Source organism: Asaia sp. BMEF1 (assembly GCF_051628905.1).
Classification (GTDB): domain Bacteria; phylum Pseudomonadota; class Alphaproteobacteria; order Acetobacterales; family Acetobacteraceae; genus Asaia.
Genome location: NZ_CP157575.1, coordinates 2,360,767 through 2,381,947 on the forward strand (window position 1 = coordinate 2,360,767; position 21,181 = coordinate 2,381,947).

General features: G+C 58.3%; 20 protein-coding genes. 14 read left to right on the forward strand and 6 right to left on the reverse strand.

All coding sequences use genetic code 11. The annotated features are described in order from the left end of the window. The first annotated feature begins 1 nt into the window (after nt 1). Nucleotides 2–1,420: a c-type cytochrome gene (locus ABHV46_RS10400; RefSeq protein WP_438381390.1), complete on the forward strand. Its 1,419-nt coding sequence runs from the start codon at nt 2–4 to the stop codon at nt 1,418–1,420. 15 nt (nt 1,421–1,435) lie between these two features. Here ABHV46_RS10400 and ABHV46_RS10405 read toward each other — a convergent pair whose 3' ends face one another. Continuing rightward, a complete protein-coding gene (locus tag ABHV46_RS10405) occupies nt 1,436–2,449 on the reverse strand; it encodes a LacI family DNA-binding transcriptional regulator (protein WP_336945936.1) in 1,014 nt (337 codons plus the stop codon). Nucleotides 2,450–2,584: 135 nt separating this feature from the next. On the opposite strand from ABHV46_RS10405, the gene iolE reads away from it, so the two are divergent. The 6 genes from iolE (at nt 2,585) to ABHV46_RS10435 (ending at nt 9,753) form a co-directional block, all read left to right on the forward strand. Beyond that, on the forward strand, nt 2,585–3,511 hold the full coding sequence (iolE, locus tag ABHV46_RS10410) for a myo-inosose-2 dehydratase (protein WP_438381391.1): 927 nt from the start codon (nt 2,585–2,587) through the stop codon (nt 3,509–3,511). 108 nt (nt 3,512–3,619) lie between these two features. Continuing rightward, nucleotides 3,620–4,795, forward strand: a complete 1,176-nt coding sequence (locus tag ABHV46_RS10415) for a Gfo/Idh/MocA family protein (protein ID WP_438381392.1) — start codon at nt 3,620–3,622, stop codon at nt 4,793–4,795. Nucleotides 4,796–4,849: 54 nt separating this feature from the next. Continuing rightward, nucleotides 4,850–5,863, forward strand: coding sequence for a Gfo/Idh/MocA family protein (locus tag ABHV46_RS10420; RefSeq protein WP_438381393.1), 1,014 nt, complete (start codon nt 4,850–4,852; stop codon nt 5,861–5,863). Between the two features lie 28 nt (nt 5,864–5,891). After that, entirely contained in the window at nt 5,892–6,893 is a 1,002-nt protein-coding gene (iolG, locus tag ABHV46_RS10425; protein WP_438381394.1) for an inositol 2-dehydrogenase, read from the forward strand. A gap of 490 nt (nt 6,894–7,383) precedes the next feature. After that, complete coding sequence (locus ABHV46_RS10430; RefSeq protein WP_438384368.1) at nt 7,384–8,445, forward strand: oxidoreductase; 1,062 nt, start codon at nt 7,384–7,386, stop codon at nt 8,443–8,445. A gap of 396 nt (nt 8,446–8,841) precedes the next feature. Further along, nucleotides 8,842–9,753, forward strand: coding sequence for an SMP-30/gluconolactonase/LRE family protein (locus tag ABHV46_RS10435; RefSeq protein ID WP_438381395.1), 912 nt, complete (start codon nt 8,842–8,844; stop codon nt 9,751–9,753). Between the two features lie 370 nt (nt 9,754–10,123). On the opposite strand, the gene ABHV46_RS10440 is transcribed toward ABHV46_RS10435, so the two are convergent. Beyond that, entirely contained in the window at nt 10,124–10,399 is a 276-nt protein-coding gene (locus ABHV46_RS10440; RefSeq protein WP_438384369.1) for a putative quinol monooxygenase, read from the reverse strand. 518 nt (nt 10,400–10,917) lie between these two features. On the opposite strand from ABHV46_RS10440, the gene ABHV46_RS10445 reads away from it, so the two are divergent. Further along, nucleotides 10,918–11,247 carry a carboxymuconolactone decarboxylase family protein gene (locus tag ABHV46_RS10445; protein WP_438381396.1) on the forward strand — a complete coding sequence of 110 codons (330 nt, stop codon included), beginning with the start codon at nt 10,918–10,920 and terminating at the stop codon, nt 11,245–11,247. 3 nt (nt 11,248–11,250) lie between these two features. Beyond that, nucleotides 11,251–11,991 (forward strand): SDR family oxidoreductase, encoded by a 741-nt coding sequence (locus ABHV46_RS10450; RefSeq protein ID WP_438381397.1) that lies wholly within the window; start codon nt 11,251–11,253, stop codon nt 11,989–11,991. A 19-nt stretch (nt 11,992–12,010) separates the two neighbouring features. Here ABHV46_RS10450 and ABHV46_RS10455 read toward each other — a convergent pair whose 3' ends face one another. Then, nucleotides 12,011–12,904: a LysR family transcriptional regulator gene (locus ABHV46_RS10455; protein ID WP_438381398.1), complete on the reverse strand. Its 894-nt coding sequence runs from the start codon at nt 12,902–12,904 to the stop codon at nt 12,011–12,013. Between the two features lie 126 nt (nt 12,905–13,030). On the opposite strand from ABHV46_RS10455, the gene ABHV46_RS10460 reads away from it, so the two are divergent. Both ABHV46_RS10460 and ABHV46_RS10465 read left to right on the forward strand, forming a co-directional pair. Further along, a complete protein-coding gene (locus tag ABHV46_RS10460) occupies nt 13,031–13,420 on the forward strand; it encodes a (R)-mandelonitrile lyase (protein WP_438381399.1) in 390 nt (129 codons plus the stop codon). Nucleotides 13,421–13,461: 41 nt separating this feature from the next. Then, the gene (locus ABHV46_RS10465; RefSeq protein ID WP_438381400.1) at nt 13,462–14,445 is read left to right on the forward strand and encodes an aldo/keto reductase; all 984 of its coding nucleotides are present in this window, start codon (nt 13,462–13,464) and stop codon (nt 14,443–14,445) included. A 93-nt stretch (nt 14,446–14,538) separates the two neighbouring features. Here the strand turns inward: ABHV46_RS10465 and ABHV46_RS10470 are convergent, their stop codons facing one another. After that, complete coding sequence (locus ABHV46_RS10470) at nt 14,539–14,919, reverse strand: winged helix-turn-helix transcriptional regulator (RefSeq protein ID WP_336945945.1); 381 nt, start codon at nt 14,917–14,919, stop codon at nt 14,539–14,541. A gap of 103 nt (nt 14,920–15,022) precedes the next feature. Here ABHV46_RS10470 and ABHV46_RS10475 point away from each other — a divergent pair, with 103 nt between their 5' ends. After that, nucleotides 15,023–16,087 carry an SDR family oxidoreductase gene (locus ABHV46_RS10475; RefSeq protein ID WP_438381401.1) on the forward strand — a complete coding sequence of 355 codons (1,065 nt, stop codon included), beginning with the start codon at nt 15,023–15,025 and terminating at the stop codon, nt 16,085–16,087. A 24-nt stretch (nt 16,088–16,111) separates the two neighbouring features. Here ABHV46_RS10475 and ABHV46_RS10480 read toward each other — a convergent pair whose 3' ends face one another. Continuing rightward, on the reverse strand, nt 16,112–17,326 hold the full coding sequence (locus ABHV46_RS10480; protein WP_438381402.1) for a DUF1501 domain-containing protein: 1,215 nt from the start codon (nt 17,324–17,326) through the stop codon (nt 16,112–16,114). Between the two features lie 3 nt (nt 17,327–17,329). Next, nucleotides 17,330–18,646, reverse strand: a complete 1,317-nt coding sequence (locus ABHV46_RS10485; protein ID WP_438381403.1) for a DUF1800 domain-containing protein — start codon at nt 18,644–18,646, stop codon at nt 17,330–17,332. Between the two features lie 219 nt (nt 18,647–18,865). Between ABHV46_RS10485 and gmk the strand changes: the two genes are divergently transcribed. Both gmk and tcuC read left to right on the forward strand, forming a co-directional pair. Then, nucleotides 18,866–19,495 carry a guanylate kinase gene (gene gmk / locus ABHV46_RS10490; protein WP_438381404.1) on the forward strand — a complete coding sequence of 210 codons (630 nt, stop codon included), beginning with the start codon at nt 18,866–18,868 and terminating at the stop codon, nt 19,493–19,495. A 188-nt stretch (nt 19,496–19,683) separates the two neighbouring features. Then, nucleotides 19,684–21,009 (forward strand): tricarballylate/proton symporter TcuC, encoded by a 1,326-nt coding sequence (gene tcuC / locus ABHV46_RS10495; protein WP_438381405.1) that lies wholly within the window; start codon nt 19,684–19,686, stop codon nt 21,007–21,009. The last annotated feature ends 172 nt before the right edge of the window (nt 21,010–21,181 follow it).

Here is a 21,181-nt window from a genome sequence, read left to right on the forward strand (position 1 = left end):
CATGCGTCTTTCTCTTGGCCGCGCTTTTCATGCCGGTCTCGCTCTGGGAACTGTGCTGCTGTCAGGCTTTCAGGCGAGAGCGAGCGATCAGACCCTTATACAGCGCGGTGCCTATCTTGCGCGTGCAGCCGATTGCGTGGCCTGTCACACAAAGCCGGGTGGCGTGGCTTTCGCAGGGGGATACGGCATCAAATCCCCTCTGGGGGTCATTTATTCGAGCAATATCACCCCTTCCCGTGCTTACGGCATAGGCGGGTGGTCGGAGGCTGCCTTCGCCGCTGCCCTGCGCGAGGGCAGATCGGCAGATGGTCATCGCCTCTATCCGGCCATGCCTTATGATTCCTATGCGGGTATGAGCGACGACGATATCCATGCGCTCTATGCGTATATGACGACCCGGATCGCGCCCGTTGACAAGGCGGTTGAGCCGATGACGGCGCTGCGCTTTCCCTATAACTGGCGCAGCCTGATGCGCTTATGGAACTGGCTTTACCTGGATCATAAACGTTTTGCGCCGGGACCGGATGAAACACCGCTTCAGGCAAGGGGGCGCTATCTGGTCGAAAATGTCGTTCATTGCGGTACCTGCCATACCCCGCGCAATTTCATGATGGCGTCCAAGGCTGGACACAAGCTGGAAGGGGCGACGCTCGGTGGCTGGTATGCGCCTGATATCGCCGCAGGCGAAAATGGCCCGCTTGCATCATGGCGCGATGACGAAATCATGACCTATCTCGATAACGGGCATGTGCGTGACAAGGCTGTGGCTGCGGGGCCCATGGGAGAAGCGGTTGAGCACTCTTTACGTTATCTGACACATGACGATCTCGCTGCCATCGCCAGTTTTCTGCGTGAGCATAAACGGAGCGCGCGAGCCGGACAGCCTGTGGGCGCGGTTTCTGCCACAGCCCGTCTGTATGCCGTCGATTCTGCATCTGATCGGGAAACGCGGGATCTGGCGCGGCAGGAGCGCGATGCTGACCCGGCGCCTTACGCGGATAGACGCAATTATCGCGATATAGCGGGGGGTGCTGCGCTCTACGTGGCAGCCTGTGCTTCCTGCCATCAGCTCGACGGAGCCGGGACACCGGATGATTTTTATCCTTCCCTGCGTCTGAGCCGCACCGTCAGGGCACAACGTCCTGATAATCTGGTCATGACCATTATGGCAGGGGTGAACCGGCAGGGAGCTGATCGCACAGCGCATATGCCCGCTTTCCGTCATGATTTGACTGATCGTCAAATCCTGGCGCTCGTCAGATTCGTGACGCGCCATCTGGCGGGTACGGATACCACGCTGACCGAGGCTGAAGTCGCGAGGTTGAGAACCCTCGATACGGAAGATTTTCCGGCCCAGTCTTTGCCGCCCGGTAGTGCCGCGTTGAACGAAAAAAGCGCCAATCAGACCCGAACGCCATGACCTGATATCGGGATATCAGATCGTCTCGCGTGTGTGCACGCAAAGCGGGATGAGCGGCCCATCAAGGGGGGCAGGACTGCGCCCGAGATGATGGCTCAGCGTTGAGAGCGCTGTCCGCGCTTCGAGCATGGGGTTCTGGTCAAGCACCAGATCGATCACGCCGGATTTGAGCAGGCTGGCGCGATGAAGCGTCAGCTCATGGGTGATGAAGATCAGTTTCTCTGACAGACCCAGTTTTTCGAGCAGCCGCGCAATGGCGTCGGCGCCGGTCGAGAAATGATAGATCCCGACGATGTCCCGGTGTTCCTGAAGCAAGGCATGCACGGCATCTGCCGCACGGTCGTCATTTTCGAGGCATTCCTGCGCGGGCGTCGCGCAAAGCGCGGCATAACGCTCGTCTAGCGCTGCCATGAAGCCTGCATGGCGCTCTTGATGGCCGATATAATGCATGGTGCCCGCGATCAGCGCGACGCGCCCCATGCGCGGGCCGAGAAGGCGCCCCATCATGTCGGCGGCGATGCGTCCGGCGCGAAAATTGTCCGAGCCGATATAAGCTAGTCGGTTGGGCGAGGTGATATCCGAGGCAATGGTAACGATCGGCAGTTTCTGCCCCGCCTCGGTGACCGCCTGACGGATGGCGGGATGATCGGGCAGGCACAGAACAAGCCCATCATAATCGCGGGCGAGCGTGCGAATGAGAGCGGCAGAGCGCTCCGGGTGAGAGATCGGCGAATGATGCTCGAAACACGCAATATTCTGCTCGCGATAGGCGGGCATGATGGTGCGAAAGGCGTCTTGCAGGGCGGCGTGAAACAGATTGCCGGGGGGCTGCGTCACGACAGCGATGCGCGCCAGCCTTGCATGAAGCGTGATCAGCCTGCGTCCGTCGCCTAACTGGCGCGCGGCTTCGAGCACGACACGCTCCTTGCTAGGCTTTACTCCCCCGCGCCCGTTGATCACTCGATCGACGGTTGCGGTCGAGACGCCTGAATGGCGGGCGATATCCTGTATCGTTGCACGCTGCGACATGAGAGACCCAACGAAAATGTGACATTATTCATGTGATGTATCTCATAGGTCTGATGCGAACACATCAATTCTGCGCGTGTCCGACATGCGGCCCGGACCTAGGCTCATGGCATAGACAGAATGCGGGAGCAGGCGATGAGCCACCGGAAGAGTTTGCCGTCAGGGGTGAGGCTGGGATGCAGCCCCCTTTCCTGGACAAATGATGTTCTTGAAGATCTTGGCGATGACACGCCGCTCGCCCAATGCATGAGTGAGATGGCGCAAGCGGGTTATGAGGGCACGGAGCTTGGGCGCAAATACCCGCGTAATGCGGAGACTCTGGCGCCGCTTTTGACCACCCACGGGCTGGCTCTCGCTTCAGGCTGGTATTCGGGCCGACTTGCCGAACGTGAGGTCGACGAGGAATGGGAGGAGGTGGCGAGCCATGCCCAGCTTCTGCGCGCGCTGGGGTGCAAGGTTATGGTCTATGGTGAATGTGGTGCCATGGCGCCTTCTGTCTCGCCGCTGGACGAGAAAATGTCGTGCCGTCTCACCCTGTCCGGGCAGCAGATGGCCGACTATGCGACACGTCTCGCGGCTTTCGATGCGCGGTTGCGCCGTCATTACGGTATCAGGCTGGCCTATCACCATCACCTCATGATGGTGGCTGAAACGTTTCAGGAAATCTGCCAGCTTTTCGATGCGCTTTCTGTCGAGGTCGGGCTCTTGCTCGATACAGGTCACGCCATGGCGGCTGGCTTCGATTATCGGCGTCTGATCGACCGTTATGACTCGCGTATCTGCCATATCCATCTCAAGGATGTACGCCCTGCTATTCTGGAGCAAGTGCGCGGGCAGGATATGAGTTTCAATGCAGCCGTGCGGGCGGGAATGTTTACGGTGCCGGGCGATGGTTGTGTCGATTTCGGGCCGCTGGCCAGTTTCGTGCTGCAGAGCGGGTATCAGGGCTGGATGATCGTCGAAGCTGAGCAGGACCCGACCATGGCGCCCCCTCTGGCTGCTGTGACACGCGCACGCCAGAATGTCGAAGCCGCGTTTGCCCCGCTTCTGCTGACGGCATGAAACAGAACCCGGCAGGCACATGATCTGACCGGGGCCAGCAATCCCCTCCAGAACAATGAAAATGGTGTTCCGCTCCGCAGGGTCGGGCACCATTTCGGGAGCGTTTCAATGAAGAAAAAGCAGCTCAATATTGGTCTGATCGGTTCGGGTTTCATGGGGCAGGCCCATGCCGATGCCTATCGACGGGCGTCACTGCTCTATCGCGATCTTCCGGCCTTGCCGCACCTCTCGATGCTGGCAGACGCCACGCCTGAACTGGCCGAAAAAGCGGCTCGCCGCTTAGGTTTCGAGCGATCAACAGGGGATTGGCGGGTATTGGTCAACGATCCTGCAATCGATGTGGTCGATATCACCTCGCCCAATCTGTTTCACAAGGAAATGGCGCTGGAGGCGATTGCGGCTGGCAAGCATGTCTATTGCGAAAAGCCGCTTGCCCTGAGTGCACAGGACGCTGCGGAAATGACCCTCGCCGCCCTACAAGCGGGAGTGAAGACCATGGTGGCGTTCAATAACATCAAGACGCCCGCGGCGCTTTACGCAAAACAGATTATCGAGCGCGGTGATATCGGACGCCCGACGCGGTTCAGGGCGTGGTTCGATCAGGGTTTTTACAACGATCCGAACCTGCCTTTTTCGTGGCGTCTGAGGCGCAGCGAGGCCGGGTCTGGCGCGTTGAGCGATCTGGGCTCGCATGTGATTGCTGTGGGGCAATTTCTGATGGGCGATATCACCGCGACCATCGCACAGAACCAGACAATGTTCCGGCAAAGGCCGGTGCCGGAAGCCGGGTCGGGCTATGGCGCGACCCTCGGCGCAAATGCCGTCTGGGCCGATGTCGAGAATGAGGACCAGATTCAGGCTCTCGTGCAGTTTGCCTCCGGTGCCGGGGGAACGATCGAGGCGTCACGCATCGCGGCAGGCAAGATTTTCGGGGTGTACTGGGAAGTCTCCGGCACGGAAGGAACGCTCATCATGGATGGCGAGCGGTTCAATGAGCTCAAGCTCTATCGTTTTGGCGACGAAAAAACGGATCGCGGCTTTCGAACCCTGCTCGTCGGCAGCCAGGTGCCCCAGTTCTCGGCCTTTTTCGGTTTCGATTTTGGGGGGGGCGGCCTCGGCTATTTCGATGTGAAAGTCATCGAGGTGCATGACCTCATCACCGGCATCATGTCTGAAGGTGCCTGCTTCCCGGCTTTCGATTTCGGCCTGCGCAACCAGCAGATCATGGATGCCATGGAGGCCTCCGTTCACAGCCGCAGCTGGCAGATCCTGCCATCTGCATGAGCGCGTGCGCCCCGGATTTGCGACATCCCCATACCCTGACAGGGAGCAAGAAACATGTCTTTTCCTTCCACTTTGCCTGAACCCGATCGTCTCGATCCGGCCAGCATTCCGTCGCTCAGATGGGGGGTGATCGGTCCGGGTTGGATAGCCGAGCGTTTCGTCACATCGGTCCAGAAATTCACCACTCAGAAAATTATCGGAATCGAGTCACGCGATGGCGCGCGTGCGGCGGAATTTGCGCGTCGTTTCTCCATTCCCCACGCCTTTGACGGGGATATGTGCGATCATCCCGAGATCGATGCGCTCTATATCGCGACGCCTCATCCTTTCCATTTCGACATGGCCAGGCGCGCACTGGAGGCAGGCAAACCCGTACTGGTCGAAAAGCCGATATGCGTTGCGGCGCATGAACTGGATTCGCTCATCGCGCTGGCCAAACGACGCGATGTGTTTTTGATGGAAGCGTTCTGGACGGATTTCCTTCCCAAATTTTCCGTGCTGCGCAAGGTGCTGCAGGTTGGCCTTGTCGGCGACGTAACAAGTGTTCTGGCCGATCATGGAGAGTTTTTCCTGCCGGACCATCGCATCATGCGCGCCGATCTGGGCGGCGGCCCGATGCTCGATCTGGGCACTTATGTGGTCGGGCTGGCAACGGGCATTCTGGGGCGCCCTGATCATGTTCTGGCCCAGACGACGCCCGCAGAGAGCGGAGTGGACGGCCAGACAGGCATGCTGTTGCACTACCGCAGTGGCGCGCAGGCCGTTCTGCATACGACCCTCCTCTCGCATACGCCCTGTCATGCCGTCATTGCCGGAAGAAAAGGCATGATCACCATGGCGGGCAAATTCTATACGCCCGGCCCTTTCATCGTGCAGGCCAATGACCTCTCGACGCAGTGCGTTTTCGATGAACCGCGTTCGGCCTATGACGGGTTGCATTATCAGGTCGAACATATGGCCTGGTGTCTCGGTCAGGGGCTGAAACAATCGCCCATCAGACCGCTTTCAGCGTCGCGGCTGACCCTTGAGACGATGGATCGCGCCCGCGAGGCCGGGCGCGTAATTTGATGAAAAACGGTTTCGGGAGACTGGCAGAATGACGACACTTGCCTTGTTCGGCGCTGGCCGTATCGGTCAGGTCCACGCGCGCAATCTGATGGCCATGCAGGATATGAAACTGGTGGCTGTCGCAGACCCGATCGCGTCTTCCGCGCGTGAAGACCTGCTGGCGCGCAGTCAGGCGCGATTAAGTGACGCAGAGGCGATTTTTGCCGATCCTGATATCGACGCCTATCTGATTGCGAGCCCGACAGATACTCATGAGTCGCTGTTGCGTCAGGCCGCACGCACGGGCAAACCGGTTTTTTGCGAAAAACCCGTCAGCCTCGATTTCAGGAAGGTGATTGATGTTGCCCGCGAAATTGACGCGGCAGGCAATCCTGTCATGCTCGGGTTTCAGCGCCGCTATGACCCTGATTTTCTGCGCGTGAAAGAAGAAATCGCCTCCGGCCGCTCGGGGCGCGTTCAGCATATTGTCATGCATACGCGCGACCCATCGCCCCCACCTGTCAGCTATATCAAGTCATCTGGCGGTTTGTTTCGCGATCAGGCCATTCATGATTTCGACATGACGCGCTATCTTCTGGGAGAAGAAATCGTGTCCGTCTGCGCTACGGGTGCCTGTCTGATCGACCCGGCGATAGGGGAGGCGGGTGATATCGATACTGCGATGATCACGCTGCGCTCGGAGAGTGGTCGCCTGGTGCAGATGATCAATGCCCGGCATGCGGCCTTCGGTTATGATCAGAGGCTCGAAGCGGTCTGTGAAAAACGGATTTTCTATGTCGCCAATCAGCCGGTCACGAATCTGGTCAGCGCCGATGCACAGGGGTTTACATCCTCGCCGCCTTTGGGCGATTTCATTGCGCGATTTGCAGAGGCCTATCGAGCCGAGATGAATGCGTTTCGCGCACTTGTCCAGCAGGGGAAATCTCCGCTTGCCACGATGCGCGATGGTGTCGAAGCCCAGAGGCTGGCCGAGGCGGCCGCTCAGTCTCTGAAATCGGGTCGACCTGTTGCAGTCTCTGCCGTCACGTGACGCTACCGTTCAGGCGAGACGCATGTTTTACCGACCGGAGAGGCGATAACAGAATACAGGATTTGGAGCATGTGATGGACTGTTGAATGATTCCTGCACCGTAAATCAAGTTTATCGACTTCAAGGTCGTCCAGATTAATTCTGACACAGAAGGCACAACATAATATCGAGGGCACAGCAAGAATTTTTATCAAACTGATCGTTCAATAGTCGTGATGTTATGAGATTTGAAGATAAGTAAATTACAGATTTGTATGATTATATTATCAGAATTACTGAAGTAAAAAACATAATTCGAGATCTATTTATTTCAAAATATACTTTTTGAATAAATAATAGTAGTGGCCGTTTATATCGGCTATATTAAAAAAATATACAGGAAAAATCTATAAACGATTGTCGAAACTGTATGGCGTGTCTGGCATTAGCAGCAACGTACTTTTTTGATCCGCGTTCGCCGAGCGCATGTAAATTATCTTTGGGAGCAATTGTGTTGAACGAAACAATCAATGTCGTGCTCGTCGGATATGGATATGTTGGAAAGACATTTCACGCACCGTACATAAAGTCGCTGCAGGAAATGACATTGTATGGGATCGTCTCTCACAATTCGGAAAAAGTGCATGCCGACTACCCGGGCCTGAAGATCTATAGCGATGCTGATGACGTGTTTGCCGATGAGAATGTCGATCTTGTTATCCTCGCGACCCCCAACGATACTCACGCAGAATATGCCGAGAAAGCATTGCGTGCTGGAAAGCATGTCCTCGTAGAAAAGCCGTTTACACTTACCGTAGACGAGGCGCGAAATGTCATTGAAACAGCGCGCCTCAACGATCGGGTGCTCGCTGTTTTTCATAATCGACGCTGGGATAGTGATTTTCTGACGATACGGTCGGCAATCGAGCGAAACCTCATCGGAAGGGTCGTGCATTTCGAGTCTCGAATTGACCGATACCGTCCGGAAGTACGTGATAGGTGGCGTGAAGCCAATAAACCCGGTGCTGGAGTTTTGTTTGATATAGGCCCGCATCTGATCGATCAGGCATTACAGCTATTTGGACTACCGGACCATGTCACCGCGTCACTCGCAAACCAACGTGAGAACTCGCTGATAGACGATTGGGCACATATTATTCTGTGCTATGGCCAGAAGCGAGTTATCCTGCACACCAGTTCCCTGTGTGCCAGCGGGTCAGACCGGTTCGTCGTGCATGGTACACATGGGAGCTTGGTCAAGAAACTGGCGGACCCACAGGAAGACCAGTTACGCAGAGGGTTGAAACCGGGTTCAGACAAATGGGGAGATGATCCGGACAGTCTCAAAATCTATGATGCAGATGCCAGATTGCACGAAGAGGCTGCCCAGTCGGGCGATCAGCGGAACCTTTATAAACGTTTGGCCGCCGCAATTCGCTGCAAAGTGCCTAACCCTGTCAGGCCTATAGAAGCGTTGGCAGTCCAGGCCGTTTTGGAAGCAGCCTATCAATCCCATCAGGAAAACCGCTCTGTCTCACTCAGTCTTACTGAAGAGGAACGAGATAGTTGGTGATATGCCCCTCTGACATCGCGAGTTTGAGGCATCCGATCTTGTGACAGGCAATCTCCATCTCTGTTGACCAGTCAGATAATCACTTGTCTGTTTCGGGGCCTTAAAAGCTCCGGGCAACATCGCTCAACATGGATGAATAGCCACTTCGATCGCTTGTTTCTGTCAGGTTTCGGCCTGCAAACTCAGGTGGAGAGGCGTCCTGATCACTGATGCGGCTGTTCCGCTGTTTCCAATGCTTCCCCGGTTTGATGTATCGTTGGTCGTGCTAACGAAGGGTCCGTTTTGATAATGACAAGGCTAGCAATAACCAGACGAGATATCTTTGGAGCCGTAGCTGTTGTAGCTTCAACGCAGGTGCAAGGCGTTACCGCTGCTCCTGTGGGCGCAAGTCCATCGATGCCTGCACGCTTGCGTCCGCCCGGCTCCTCCGAAGATGCACAAGTACCACCGCCGCAAATTCATCACTCTGATGCCCGGCCGGTTCTGGAAAAGGCACGGCTCCATTTACTTTATAGCCAGGCTAGCTGGAGCGAAGGGCCCGCCTGGTGGCCGCAACAGAGAACGCTCATATGGAGCGACGTTGTAGGGCGCCGTGTGCTGGGTTGGCGCGAAGACGGGGCGGTAGACGTTCTGCTTGATGCCACGCCTTTTATCAACGGTAATGCGGTGGCGCCAGACGGGCGAATTTTTCACTGCGAGCACGGTCATCGTGCCATCAGTTTCTCTCGCGGTTCAGAGAGTCCTCAGATCGTCGCTACACAGGCCGATGGACAGCGTCTCAATGCCCCCAACGATATAGTCGTCGCCAACGATGGCTCCGTCTGGTTCAGCGAACCGACTTTCGGTATCGAAAATCCCAAGCAAGGAGTTCGGTCTCGTTCCGAGAGCGGGAGAACCTCGATCTGCTGTCTCGGGCGCGACGGTATCACGCGCCGTGTTGCTGACATGACTCAACCTAACGGCGTAGCGTTCTCTCCGGATAACCGTATCTTTTATGCGTCACAGACGCCTGAACACGGCGAGGGTGAGATTGCGATCTTCGCGTTTGATCGTTTGGGCAACCGCTTGTCAAATCGACGTCGTTTCGCGACGGTTCCCCATGGCATTCCTGATGGGTTTACCGCAGATCGACGAGGCTGGGTCTGGAGCAGTTCCGGGATAGGCATTGAGGTTTTCGACTCATCGGGTCGTCATCTGGCTACTGTCCCTACACCGCATCTCTGTAGTAATTGCGAATTCGATAGTGAGCAGAAACGCTTATTCATCACCGGTGCTGAAGCGCTGTGGGTTCTACAGCTTAACGCCTGAGCAGCGTGCATCATGGTCTGGTAAATTAGCTGCCGACGGGGGAGACGCTGGGTTGGCTTCACTACGGGACGATAATCTGTCGTGCGAACCTTGATAGGTATTATCCAACCTATAGCTTCCCTGATGCTTGGGCAGTGCGTAACGAATGGGCTGCTTCAAATTAAGTCTTTTTCCGATCCGGGATAATATATTTTTCGGTCATGATAATCCGGAACGATACGAATTCTTACTGTTGGTTCTTGTGGAATGTCCTGCGGTACCCGAAAATATGAATGTATTCGGGAGAAAAAAGACAAATTCTGACCCTGCATCTATTCTGGTCGGATGCAGAGTCAGGATTGTTGCTTTCAGTATGAAATGCCAGGAAGATCTAGATTTCTTCAATTTGATGTATTTGAACCTGAAGGCCGTGTAATTTTAGAAATTCGCCTAGGGCAATAAATGGAGCACTTTTGGTATGTGCATCGAGGAATTCTGGTCCCTCCCACTCTTCGTCGAAAAAGAAGGTGAAGGACTGCTTATCGACATAAGATTGATATTTCAGACAGCCTTTCTCTGTTTTGGCATGTTGTACGAGAGGTCGTATGTTTGAACTCAGATCATCATAAGAATCGCTATTTCCGCTTATAATGGCAAAAATCTTCATCACTGGACTATTCCATTTTCTGTCTATTATTCAGCTTTATCAAGCTGCTTGACGGAATGATATAATGTCATTTGTTTCGACGCAGAGGTATAACGCGATTCTACCAAACTTGCCTTTTTTCCCCATCTCGCGAGACCCTCAGAGAACAGACGTGTCTCTCAGGGTTCATTTGCCGTGATGCGCGTCAACCGTGAGTCATTGCCTCGTTTTCGCGTTACGTCTGCAGGGTCAGAATTTTCGCTCAATAGAGCAGCGCGGCCGCTTGCACTGCCTGATTCCACGCAGTCGCTCCCATCACGTTCTGATTCACCTCGTGCGGTAGCGCAGGCAGGGAGAAGGGATCCCCATCGCTGACCCTCGCCGTACATCTCCCTGCGAGTCGCCATGATGGATAATATTTTTCGGCGCGTTTCATGAATGGGTGGCATAGGCCTATGCCGGATTCACGATCTAATAAGGTTGGTTACCTCACGCTACGCTCTTGCCAACCGGGGAAAACGGATGAGGAGGGCCGAATTATGGCTGAGAAAACCCATACTGCCCAGAAGGCTTTCGGTGACATGGCACCGGATCTGGCGCGGTACACCGACCGGATCCTGTTCGACGAGGTCTGGGCGCGGCCTGGCCTCACCCCGCGTGAACGCTGCATGGTGACGATTACCTGCCTGATTGCGCTTTATCGTGGCAACGAACTCGGTTTCCACCTGCGCAAGGCGCTGGATACCGGGGTCACGCGGGAGGAGATCATCGAAATCATCACCCATCTGGCCTTTTATTCCGGCTGGCCCACAGCCTCTTCTGCGCTCGCCATCGCGAGGCAGGTTTTTGTAGATGATAAGGAATCCTGAACCATGACCCAGAACATTGCCGGAAAAATCGTCGTCATCACCGGGGCGAGCAGCGGTCTTGGTGAAGCTGTGGCGCGGCGTCTGGTCGCAGAGGGCGCCAAAATTGTGATCGGTGCTCGCCGCACGCACCGTCTTGAGGCCCTGGCCGATGCCCTGGGCCTTGATCGCAAGGCGATCGTCAAGACCGATGTGAGCAAGGCCGATCAGGTTCAGGCGCTGGTTGATCAGGCCATCAGCCTTTATGGTCGTGTCGATGTGCTGATCAATAACGCCGGGCTCATGCCGTCATCGCCGCTCGAAAAACGCGATATCGCCGCCTGGGATGCGATGATCGACATCAATCTCAAGGGCACACTTTACGGTATTGCCGCTGTGCTGCCGCAGATGCAGCATCAGAAAAGCGGTCATATCATTAATGTGGCGTCTGTGGCCGGGCACAAGGTCGGGCCGGGCGGTGCGGTTTATTCGGCCACGAAAACCGCCGTGCGGGTGTTGTCGGAGGGGCTGCGTCAGGAAGTGAAAGCCTATAATATCCGCACCACCATCATCTCCCCCGGTGCGGTGGCAACTGAACTGACCGGCAGCGTCACCGATGCAGATACGGCCCAGCGCATGAAAGCGTTCTACGAACAGGTGGCCATCCCGCCGGAATCTTTCGCCGAGACGGTGCTCTTTGCGATGAGCCAGCCCGAGGCGGTGGATATCAACGAGATCCTGTTCCGTCCCACGGCGCAGGAATACTGAATAGCGTCCCCACCCTCGTTCAGCCGCGATAACGCAAGGCCTCGACGACCAGCCGGAAGGCAGCCGAGGCATTGCGACGGCTCGGATAATAGAGATGATAACCGGGGAAAGGCGGACACCAGTCTTCCAGCACCCGGATCAGACGACCGGCCTGCACATGCTCGTTCATCTGGTCTTCCATGACGCAGGCCAGGCCGAAACCGTCGAGCGCGGCCTGACGTACCATTGAGGCACTGTTGAACGTCAGCTGGCCGTCAACCCGCACGCGCAAAGCCCGTTTGCCTTTTTCCAGCTCCCAGGCATAGACGCCGCCAGAACTGCGCATACGCAGATTGATGCATCGATGCTGAGCCAGATCCTGCGGACGCAGCGGTCTGGGGTGACGTGCAAAATAGGATGGCGCACCTACCACAGCCATGCGCAGGGGCGGCCCGATGGGTACGGCGATCATGTCGCGCGCAATCGTTTCCTCCAGTCTCACGCCCGCATCGAAGCGATCAGCCACGATGTCGGTCAGGCCGGAATCGAGCGAAAGCTCGATATGGATATCCGGGTGCTCCGGCAGAAGCTGCTTGAGTTTCGGCCAGAGCAGGCTGATCGCTGCATGTTCCGAGGTGGTGATCCGCACCGTACCGGACGGTTTTTCAGATAATTCGCTGAGGGAGGCAATTTCATCGGCGATACTGGTCAGCGCAGGGGCGAGGGTTTGTAGCAGACGCTCTCCCGCCTCGGTTGCCGAAACCCGGCGGGTGGTACGTGTCAGAAGGCGCACCCCCAGCCGGGTTTCGAGCCGCCTGACCGTATGGCTCAGAGCGGATTGGGACGTGCCCAGCCGGGCAGCGGCACGGGTAAAACTCTGCTCCTCAGCCACCGCCAGAAAGGCGTTGAGATCGACCAGTTCGTCGCGCTGCATTGATGAACTCCCGATATAGGTTCGTGCGGATTATAGCATCTAATCGCATGGAGATGTCTGTGGTCTTATGATCCGGTTCGAAAGAGTGCCGTTAGATGCGCTCGCTTTTCGCTTGGAGTGTTTCTCATGGATATCAGACATCCCGGCTTTGCCCCCTCGGCTAAAGGGCCATCAGACTGGTTTACCGGCACGGTGCGTGTCGATTCCCCCTTCGCCGGGAGTGGCGCTCTGGCCTGCGCGACGGTGACTTTCGAACCCGGCGCCCGCACGGCCTGGCACAGCCATCCGCTGGGCCAGACCATTCTCATCACTGCGGGTCTCGGCTGGGTACAGCGCGATGGCGGTGCGGTGGAGCAGGTTCAGTCGGGTGACATGGTCTGGTTCGAACCGGGTGAAAAGCACTGGCACGGCGCCTCTGCAAGCTGCGCCATGACCCATATTGCCATCACCGAAACGCAGGACGGCAAATCCACCGAGTGGATGGAGAAGGTCAGCGACGCCCAATATCGGCGCTGAGCCGCGCTATGTCTTTTCATCGTAACGATCGGAGCCATGTCATGGAAAAACGTTTTCTCGGTAAGAGTGGACTCGAAGTCTCGGCGCTCGGTCTGGGCTGCATGGGGCTGAGCTTCGGCTACGGCCCGGCAGAAGATCATGCCAGCGCCGTCTCTTTTCTGCGTGGCGCCTATGAGCGTGGCGTCACCTTTTTCGATACTGCCGAAGCCTATGGCCCTTTCGCCAACGAATCCCTGCTTGGTGAGGCGCTGGCACCTTTCCGCAAGGAAGTAGTCATTGCGACCAAATTCGGCTTTCGCAATGGTCGCCCGCCCGAGGGGCTGGATAGCCACCCCGCCCGCATCCGTCAGGTGGCAGAAGATGCGCTCAAGCGCCTGCGTACCGATGTGATCGATCTGTTCTATCAGCATCGCGTCGACCCTGATGTACCGATGGAAGACGTGGCCGGTGCGGTCAAGGAGCTGATCTGGGAAGGCAAGGTGCGCCATTTCGGCTTGTCGGAGGCCGGTGTGGCCTCGATACGCAAGGCGCATGCGGTGCAGCCCGTCACCGCCCTGCAAAGCGAATATTCGCTCTGGTGGCGCGAGCCCGAGCAGGAAATCCTGCCGCTTTTGGAAGAGCTTGGCATTGGTTTCGTGCCATTCAGCCCATTGGGAAAAGGCTTTCTGACCGGCAGGATCGATACGGGCACGCAGTTCAGCGATCAGGATTTCCGCAAGATCGTGCCGCGTTTCGCCCCGGAGGCGCTCGAGGCCAATCAAGCGCTCGTGGTTCAGCTCGAGGCGATTGCCGCCGCGCGACAGGCAACGCCCGCCCAGATTGCTCTGGCATGGCTTCTGGCGCAAAAACCCTGGATCGTGCCTATTCCCGGCACGCGCAGCCTGACCCGCCTCGACGAAAATCTCGGAGGCGCTTCATTGGTGCTGGGCGCAGACGAAGCAGGGGCGATCGACACAGCGTTGGCAAAAATCGATGTCACGGGCGACCGCTACCCGGCGAGCATGATGGCGCTTGTCGGACGCTGAGGCGTCGCACGCTGTCCGGGCCGGGTCAATTCCTGCTCGGGCGCGCCTCGTGTCAGAGCATCAGGCGAACGTCGCATTTCCATTTTCGGCGGTTCATCCCAGCCCGTGAAGCAGCTCGGCGTTTTGCACGCCCCAGCGATAGAGCATTTCGAGCGGTTCGATAAAGCGCTGGCCGAGCGGTGTCAGGCGGTACTCGACCACAGGCGGCATGTCCTGAAGCACGACGCGTTCGACCAGGCCCGCTTCCTGAAGTTCGCGCAGGGTCTGCGTCATCATTTTTTTCGACAATCCCGGCAGGCTGCGTTGCAACGCGCCGGGGCGTGAGGCGCCGCCCATCAGATGCAGGGCGTGCAGGATCATCGTCACCCATTTTCCCGAAAACAGCTTCAGCAGGCGGCGCGGGGCGCAGTCTTCAGCGAAGGGCGCACGGCGGTAATGGTCGGGCAGGGCGGGGAGGGGCGTTGTCGGCTTCATGGGTTCCTTTTGGTAACCAGGGCACAAAAAGGTGCCGGATTGTGTTTTCTACCCATGGCGCCCAGCCTGGGTAAAGACAAGAACGAGCTGCAAGGAGTTTCTCATGAACCATAAGGCCCTGATTATCGGCGCGACCGGGATGGTCGGTCAGAATCTTGCCAATCGTCTCGTGGCAGAAGGCTGGACCGTCCATGGCCTCGCAAGGCGTGTCGAGGCGCTACCCTCTGGTGTGTTGCCCATCAAGGCGGATACGCTCGACCCCGTATCCTTGCGTGACGCTCTGGCCGGGCTGTCGCCGAGCCACGTCTTTTTCACCACCTGGACGCGTCGTGAGACCGAGCGTGAAAACTGCATTGCCAATAGTGCGATGCTGCGCAACGTGTTCGAGGCCTTGCCGCACCCCGAGCGTCTTGCTCATGCCAGCCTTGTGACGGGGCTCAAGCATTATCTTGGCCCGTTCGAGGCCTATGCCAAAGGTGCGCCGCCAGTGACGCCCTTTCGCGAGATCATGCCGCGTCTCGATGTCGAGAATTTTTATTACGCTCAGGAAGACGTGCTTTTCGAGGAAGCTGAAAAGCACGGTTTTTCATGGAGCGTACATCGCCCGCATACCGTGATCGGCCATGCTGTCGGCAATCTGATGAATATGGGTACGACGCTTGCGGTCTACGCCTCGCTTTGCCGCGCAGCCGGTCTGCCTTTCGTGTTTCCCGGCTCCCTGGTTCAGTGGTCCAGCCTGACGGATGTGACCGATGCGCGCCAGCTGGCGCGGCAGATTCACTGGGCGGCAACAAGCCCGGCGGGGCGTAACGAAGCCTTCAACGTGGTCAATGGCGACGTGTTTCGCTGGAGTGGCCTGTGGCCCGAACTCGCAGCCTGGTTCGGTCTTGAAGCGGCGCCCTATCCGGGTCACGCGACGTCGCTCGAAACCATGCTGAAAGGCAAAGAGGGCGACTGGGCGGCACTGGTGGCCAAATACGGGCTTGTCGAGCCCGAATTCAGCCGTCTGGCGTCGCCCTGGCACACGGATGCCGATCTGGGCCGACCGGTGGAATGCGTGACGGATATGAGCAAAAGCCGGGAACTCGGCTTTACGGGCTATCAGTCCACGCGCGGTTCGTTCTTCGATCTTTTCACCTTGCTGCGTGCCCAGCGTTATATCCCCTGAGGCGGCTGCACTTCGGAGCGGGCGTCAGGCCCGTTCCGTGACCATCTCTGACAGGGGTGTCGGCGGCGTGCCCGGAAAGACGCGTGCCAGGGCGCTGCGTGGCATGGAAAGATGCGCGCAGAGCACCCCGGCAATGACGCTGCGCAGATCCGTGGTCGGCGCCAGATCGCGATTTTCGAAGAGCTGGCCAGGGCGTAATCCCGGCCACGTACCGGCAATGCGTCCCCCCTTGACAGCGCCACCGGCGATAAAGGCAACGGCACCCGTGCCGTGATCGGTTCCGCCCGTGCCGTTCATGCGCGCGGTGCGACCGAATTCCGTCATGGCGAGAATGACGCTTTGCGACCATGCGGCGCCGAGACTGGTGCGCAAGGCGTCTATCCCCTGATCCAGCCGGGCGAGCGGGGCTTTCAGGGCACCCATCTGCCCGGCATGACTGTCCCATCCCCCGATTTCGAGGGCCGCGACACGAGGGCCATCGGCGCGCGCCAGCATGAGACCTGCTGCCGAGGCCAGCCGGGTGAAACCATCTATCTTGCGGTCGGAACCCGGAGGCGCTGTGGGGGCGATATCGTCCGAAAATCCCCTGGCCTGAAGCCCGCTGCGCAATCCGGGGCCGATCTGGGGGTCATGGGCGCTGAGCTGGGCGATGGCGCGATAAAGATCAGGCGTCGGGTGCTGGCTGCCAGCGGGAGCATAACTGCCGATAGGCGTCGGGCCGCGCAAAAGTAGAGGGACGTCGAGGCCAAGAGAGAGGGCGAAGCCGTCTGGACGCGCATTCTTGCCAGAGCCTCCCTGGCCGGGCAGGGCGGAAACCGCCCGGTTGAGCCAGCCGCTATCCAGACGGTGATCGGCACCGCTTTCGAGATAATCCTGGGCATCGAAATGAGAGCGTGTGCGATAGGGTGCTGCCACGGCATGAACGGGCAGCATCTGCCCTTGTCCATAAAGCGCGTGCAGCCCGGCGAGCGCCGGATGTAGCCCGAAAAAACCGCCCAGATCCAGCAGCCCGCCTTCGCGCCCCGGTTCTGGCAGAAGCAGGTCGCGGCGCAGCGCTACAAGCCCGGAATCACCATAGGGCGTGACGGCGGCCATGCCGTCAAGCGCGCCGCGCAGAAGAATGACGACCAGGCGCGGGTCCTGTGCGCCCGATGACGGGGCGGCGAGGGCGAGGGATGCCCGACCGAGCGACCAACTCGCTGTTAGCCCGAGCAGGGCGGAGCGACGGGAAAGCATCATGACTTAGCGCCTCTGGAATTCGGGGGAGGAAAACAGAAGGGTCAGGGCGTCCTGACGACTGCCAGCGCGATGCATGGCCAGTTGGGTTTCGGCGCGCAGCGAAGCCCCGAGCGCGGCATGGGCGATCGTCATCGGGTCGTGATCGCGCAGCGTGGCGGCATAGCGATAGGCCCAGTCGGTTCGGGCGAGCAGATCGGCCGGTGCCGACCATTCTGACGACAGATCGCTCCAGCCATTGGGCATGGGGGCAGTCCAGAGTGGCTGGCCCAGAGCGGCGCAACCATTGATCAGAAGGCGATCAGGACTATGCGGCGCGTCGGGCGACATGTCTGTGGGCGTTGCCCCCGAGGCGCGCAGGATTGCCACCACAAATTCCATGGGTGAGCGCAGCTTGCCCATGGTGGCGCCGGGTGCGGCTGCGCTCGGATGGTCGATCAGGGCCAGAGAAGCGGCATGAAGGCTGCCCTGCGTCTTTTGCAGCGCGTCGAAAACCGGCGCCACCTGAGCGGGTGACGGTGTGTCGGTCAGAAAATACCTGACCATTTGTGTGGCGATATGGCGATAAGTGGCTGGATGGGTGCCCAGAAACGCCAGCGCTGCCACGCCGCCTTCTTCCCCTTCTGCAAAACGCTGGCCAAGGAGCGTCTTTTCACCGGGTTGATGGGCGCGCGGTGCAAAGTGAAAGCCGGGTCGCTCGGCCTTCATATCGACACCCCACCCCGTCAGGATCGCGGCGAAAGACGTCACGTCGCTCTGGCTGTAGCCCGCGGCGGGAGAGAGCGTATGCAGTTCGAGGCATTCGCGTGCCAGATTCTCGTTCAGTCCGCGATGCTGGCGTATTCCGGCGGGGCTGTCCGGTCCGACCGAGCCGGTATTATCCAGATAGAGCAGCATGGCCGGGTGACGCATGACCGCCATGAGCATGTCGACGAAGCGCCCCGTCACATGGGGCCTGATCGCTTCGCGCATATAGGCACCTGCAACGCCTTTCACCCGGTCCTGCTTCTGGCTGACCGTGAAATGGTTGAACCAGAACCATGCCAGACGATCGCGAAAGGGCTGTTGCGTCGAGAGAAGGGCTGCGCTCTGGGTCGCGAGTTCTGCCTGAAGAATGGGTTTGACAAGCGGATTGCCGCGCAGCTTGCCCTCGCGCTGCGTGCGCAGGGCAATCAGCCCTTCGGCGCAATCGCCCACGCCCGTAAAGCGTGACAGATCTTCCGGACCGAGCTGTTCTGCCAGCCAGTCGCGCCATGGCATTGTGCGTGTCTCGCCAAGGCGTGCGCCCCAGCCGAAACGGTTTTCGACCTGAATGCCTTGCATGAGGCCTCCACGAGGGCGTGTTCGCCCCGGAACCTATTATGTCAAACGATGTCTATATTTATGGTGTGTTTTATGGCGAAAAGACAGCAATGATGTAACGCCGCGATGCAGTCACGACCGTATCTGCGGCTTTCGAGTCAGGTCGGCTCCCTGTTTTCAAAACTCTCCCGAGCCGCTATGGCTCAGCACGGCACCTGGAAACGACGATGGAGGGATGACATGACGACCGTAGCGAGACGTGGCGTCTGTCTTGTGATTTCAGCGCCGTCCGGTGCGGGCAAGTCCACCATCGCCAATGCGCTGCGCGCCGGCGATTCCAGTCTCGTACATTCCGTTTCGGTCACCACCCGCGCCCCGCGCCCCGGCGAAAAGGAAGGTGTGCATTATTACTTTCGTTCGCTGGAAGAATTCCGTGTCATGGCGGAAAATGGCGAGCTGCTCGAATGGGCCGAAGTTTTCGGTCGTGGCTATGGCACACCGCGCGCCCCCGTCGAGGCAGCGCTGGCCAGCGGTCGTGACATGGTGTTCGATATCGACTGGCAGGGCCATCGCCTGCTGCGCGATGCGCTCCCCGATGATGTGGTAAGCCTGTTCGTTCTGCCGCCTTCGATGAAGGAACTCGATCGCCGCCTGCGCTCGCGCGCTTCGGATGATGCGGCAGAAATCGACAAGCGCATGGGGGCGGCTCTGGCCGAAATCTCTCATTGGAGCGAGTTCGATCACGTGATCATCAATGAAGAGCTCGATCGTGCCGTGCGCGAGGCACAGTCCATTCTCATTGCGGCCCGCCTGCGCACCAGACGCCAGCACGGTCTGGCCGCTCTGATGAAAGAATACGAGGCGCATTGAGGCCTCGATACCGGCCGGGCAGGGCACTGCCAGTCGGAAAATGACCGATCGGTTGTGGCCGGTGCCTAAAAGATGATCTGACAACACCACGAATATTGCAAATAATTCATGTTCGGGGCTGTGCCTGTATCCGCGACGCGGGTGGGAGACGCTCTGCCTGAATGTAGTGCAAGGAGCATGATATCCAGATGACTGGCGCCGATCAGGAAACAGCCTTGCGTCCCTCCGTTCAGCCGGAAGCCCCGCCTCGACCGGGACTGATCAAGGCTGTCGGGCAGGTTGCGAGCGGCAATATGCTCGAAATGTACGATTTCATGGTCTTTGGCTATTATGCCGGCGATATCGGCAAGGCGTTCTTTCCTTCGGGCAACGCGCAGGCCGAACTGATGCTTTCTTTCGCGACCTTCGGTGCCGGGTTTTTGATGCGCCCTCTGGGCGCGCTTGTTCTTGGGGCCTATGTCGATCGGCTCGGGCGTCGCAAGGGTATGATCCTGACCCTCACGCTCATGGCCATCGGGACAATCACTCTGGCTCTGACGCCGGGTTACGACCGTATCGGTATTTTCGCACCGCTTATCGTTCTGTGCGGCAGGCTGATTCAGGGTTTTTCTGCCGGGGTCGAGGTGGGATCGAGTTCTGTCTATCTCTCCGAAATCGCGACCGAGAAAAATCGTGGCTTTGTCGTTTCCTTCCAGTCCGCCTCGATCCAGCTCGCCGTTGTCGTGGCAGCGGCTGTGGGCTTCGGTCTGACATCCTGGCTTGGATCGCAGACCATGTCGGATTGGGGCTGGCGTCTGCCTCTGCTTTTCGGATGCCTTATCGTTCCGGTGCTGCTTTTCCTGCGCCGTAACCTGCAGGAAACAGCCGCCTTCGAAGCAGAGAAGACCCACCCCGATCTGCGCGAGGTTTTCAACACGTTGCGCGTCCACTGGCGCCTTGGCGGTATTGGCATTCTGACCGCCGTGATGAGCACCGTCTCGTTTTATGTTCTGACAGCCTACACCCCGGCCTATGGCACGCGCATTCTGCATCTGGGTCGGCTCGACAGTCTTTTCGTCACGCTTTGCGTGGGGCTGGTCAACTGTCTTCTCGTGCCGGCATTCGGCGCCTTGTCTGATCGTATCGGTCGCCGGGCACTGCTCAAGAGCGCCACGATTCTCGCGATCTGTTCGGCTTATCCGCTCATGCACTGGCTGGTAGCGGCACCCGATATGGGTCGCCTGATGGCCGCCGAGATCGGTCTGGCAGTGCTTTACAGCGCCTATAATGGCGCAGCCATCGCCTGGCTGACCGAAATTGTGCCGCCGCGCATACGCACCACCGGTTTTTCTTTCGCCTATAGCCTGGCCACCTGCATCGGTGGGTTCAGCCCCACAATCTGCACCTGGCTGATCGAAACCACCGGTAATCGCGCTATGCCCGCGCTGTGGCTATCTCTGGCAGCTTTCTGCGGTCTCGTGGCGGCCTTTATCGCACGTCCCTACCGCGAGCCAGGACCGTCTACGCAAGTCTGACGGAATGGGGAGCGAGGCGTCGTCTGACAGCGCTTTAACGCCTCGTCTCTCATCGTTACTGAGCCATATGCAGGCGGAGAAAACACCGAAAAATGGCGTTTTCAGCATCATTACGTGACGAATTCGCAACAGATTGACGCAACTTGAGAGATGTGGCTCAGTCACGTCTTAT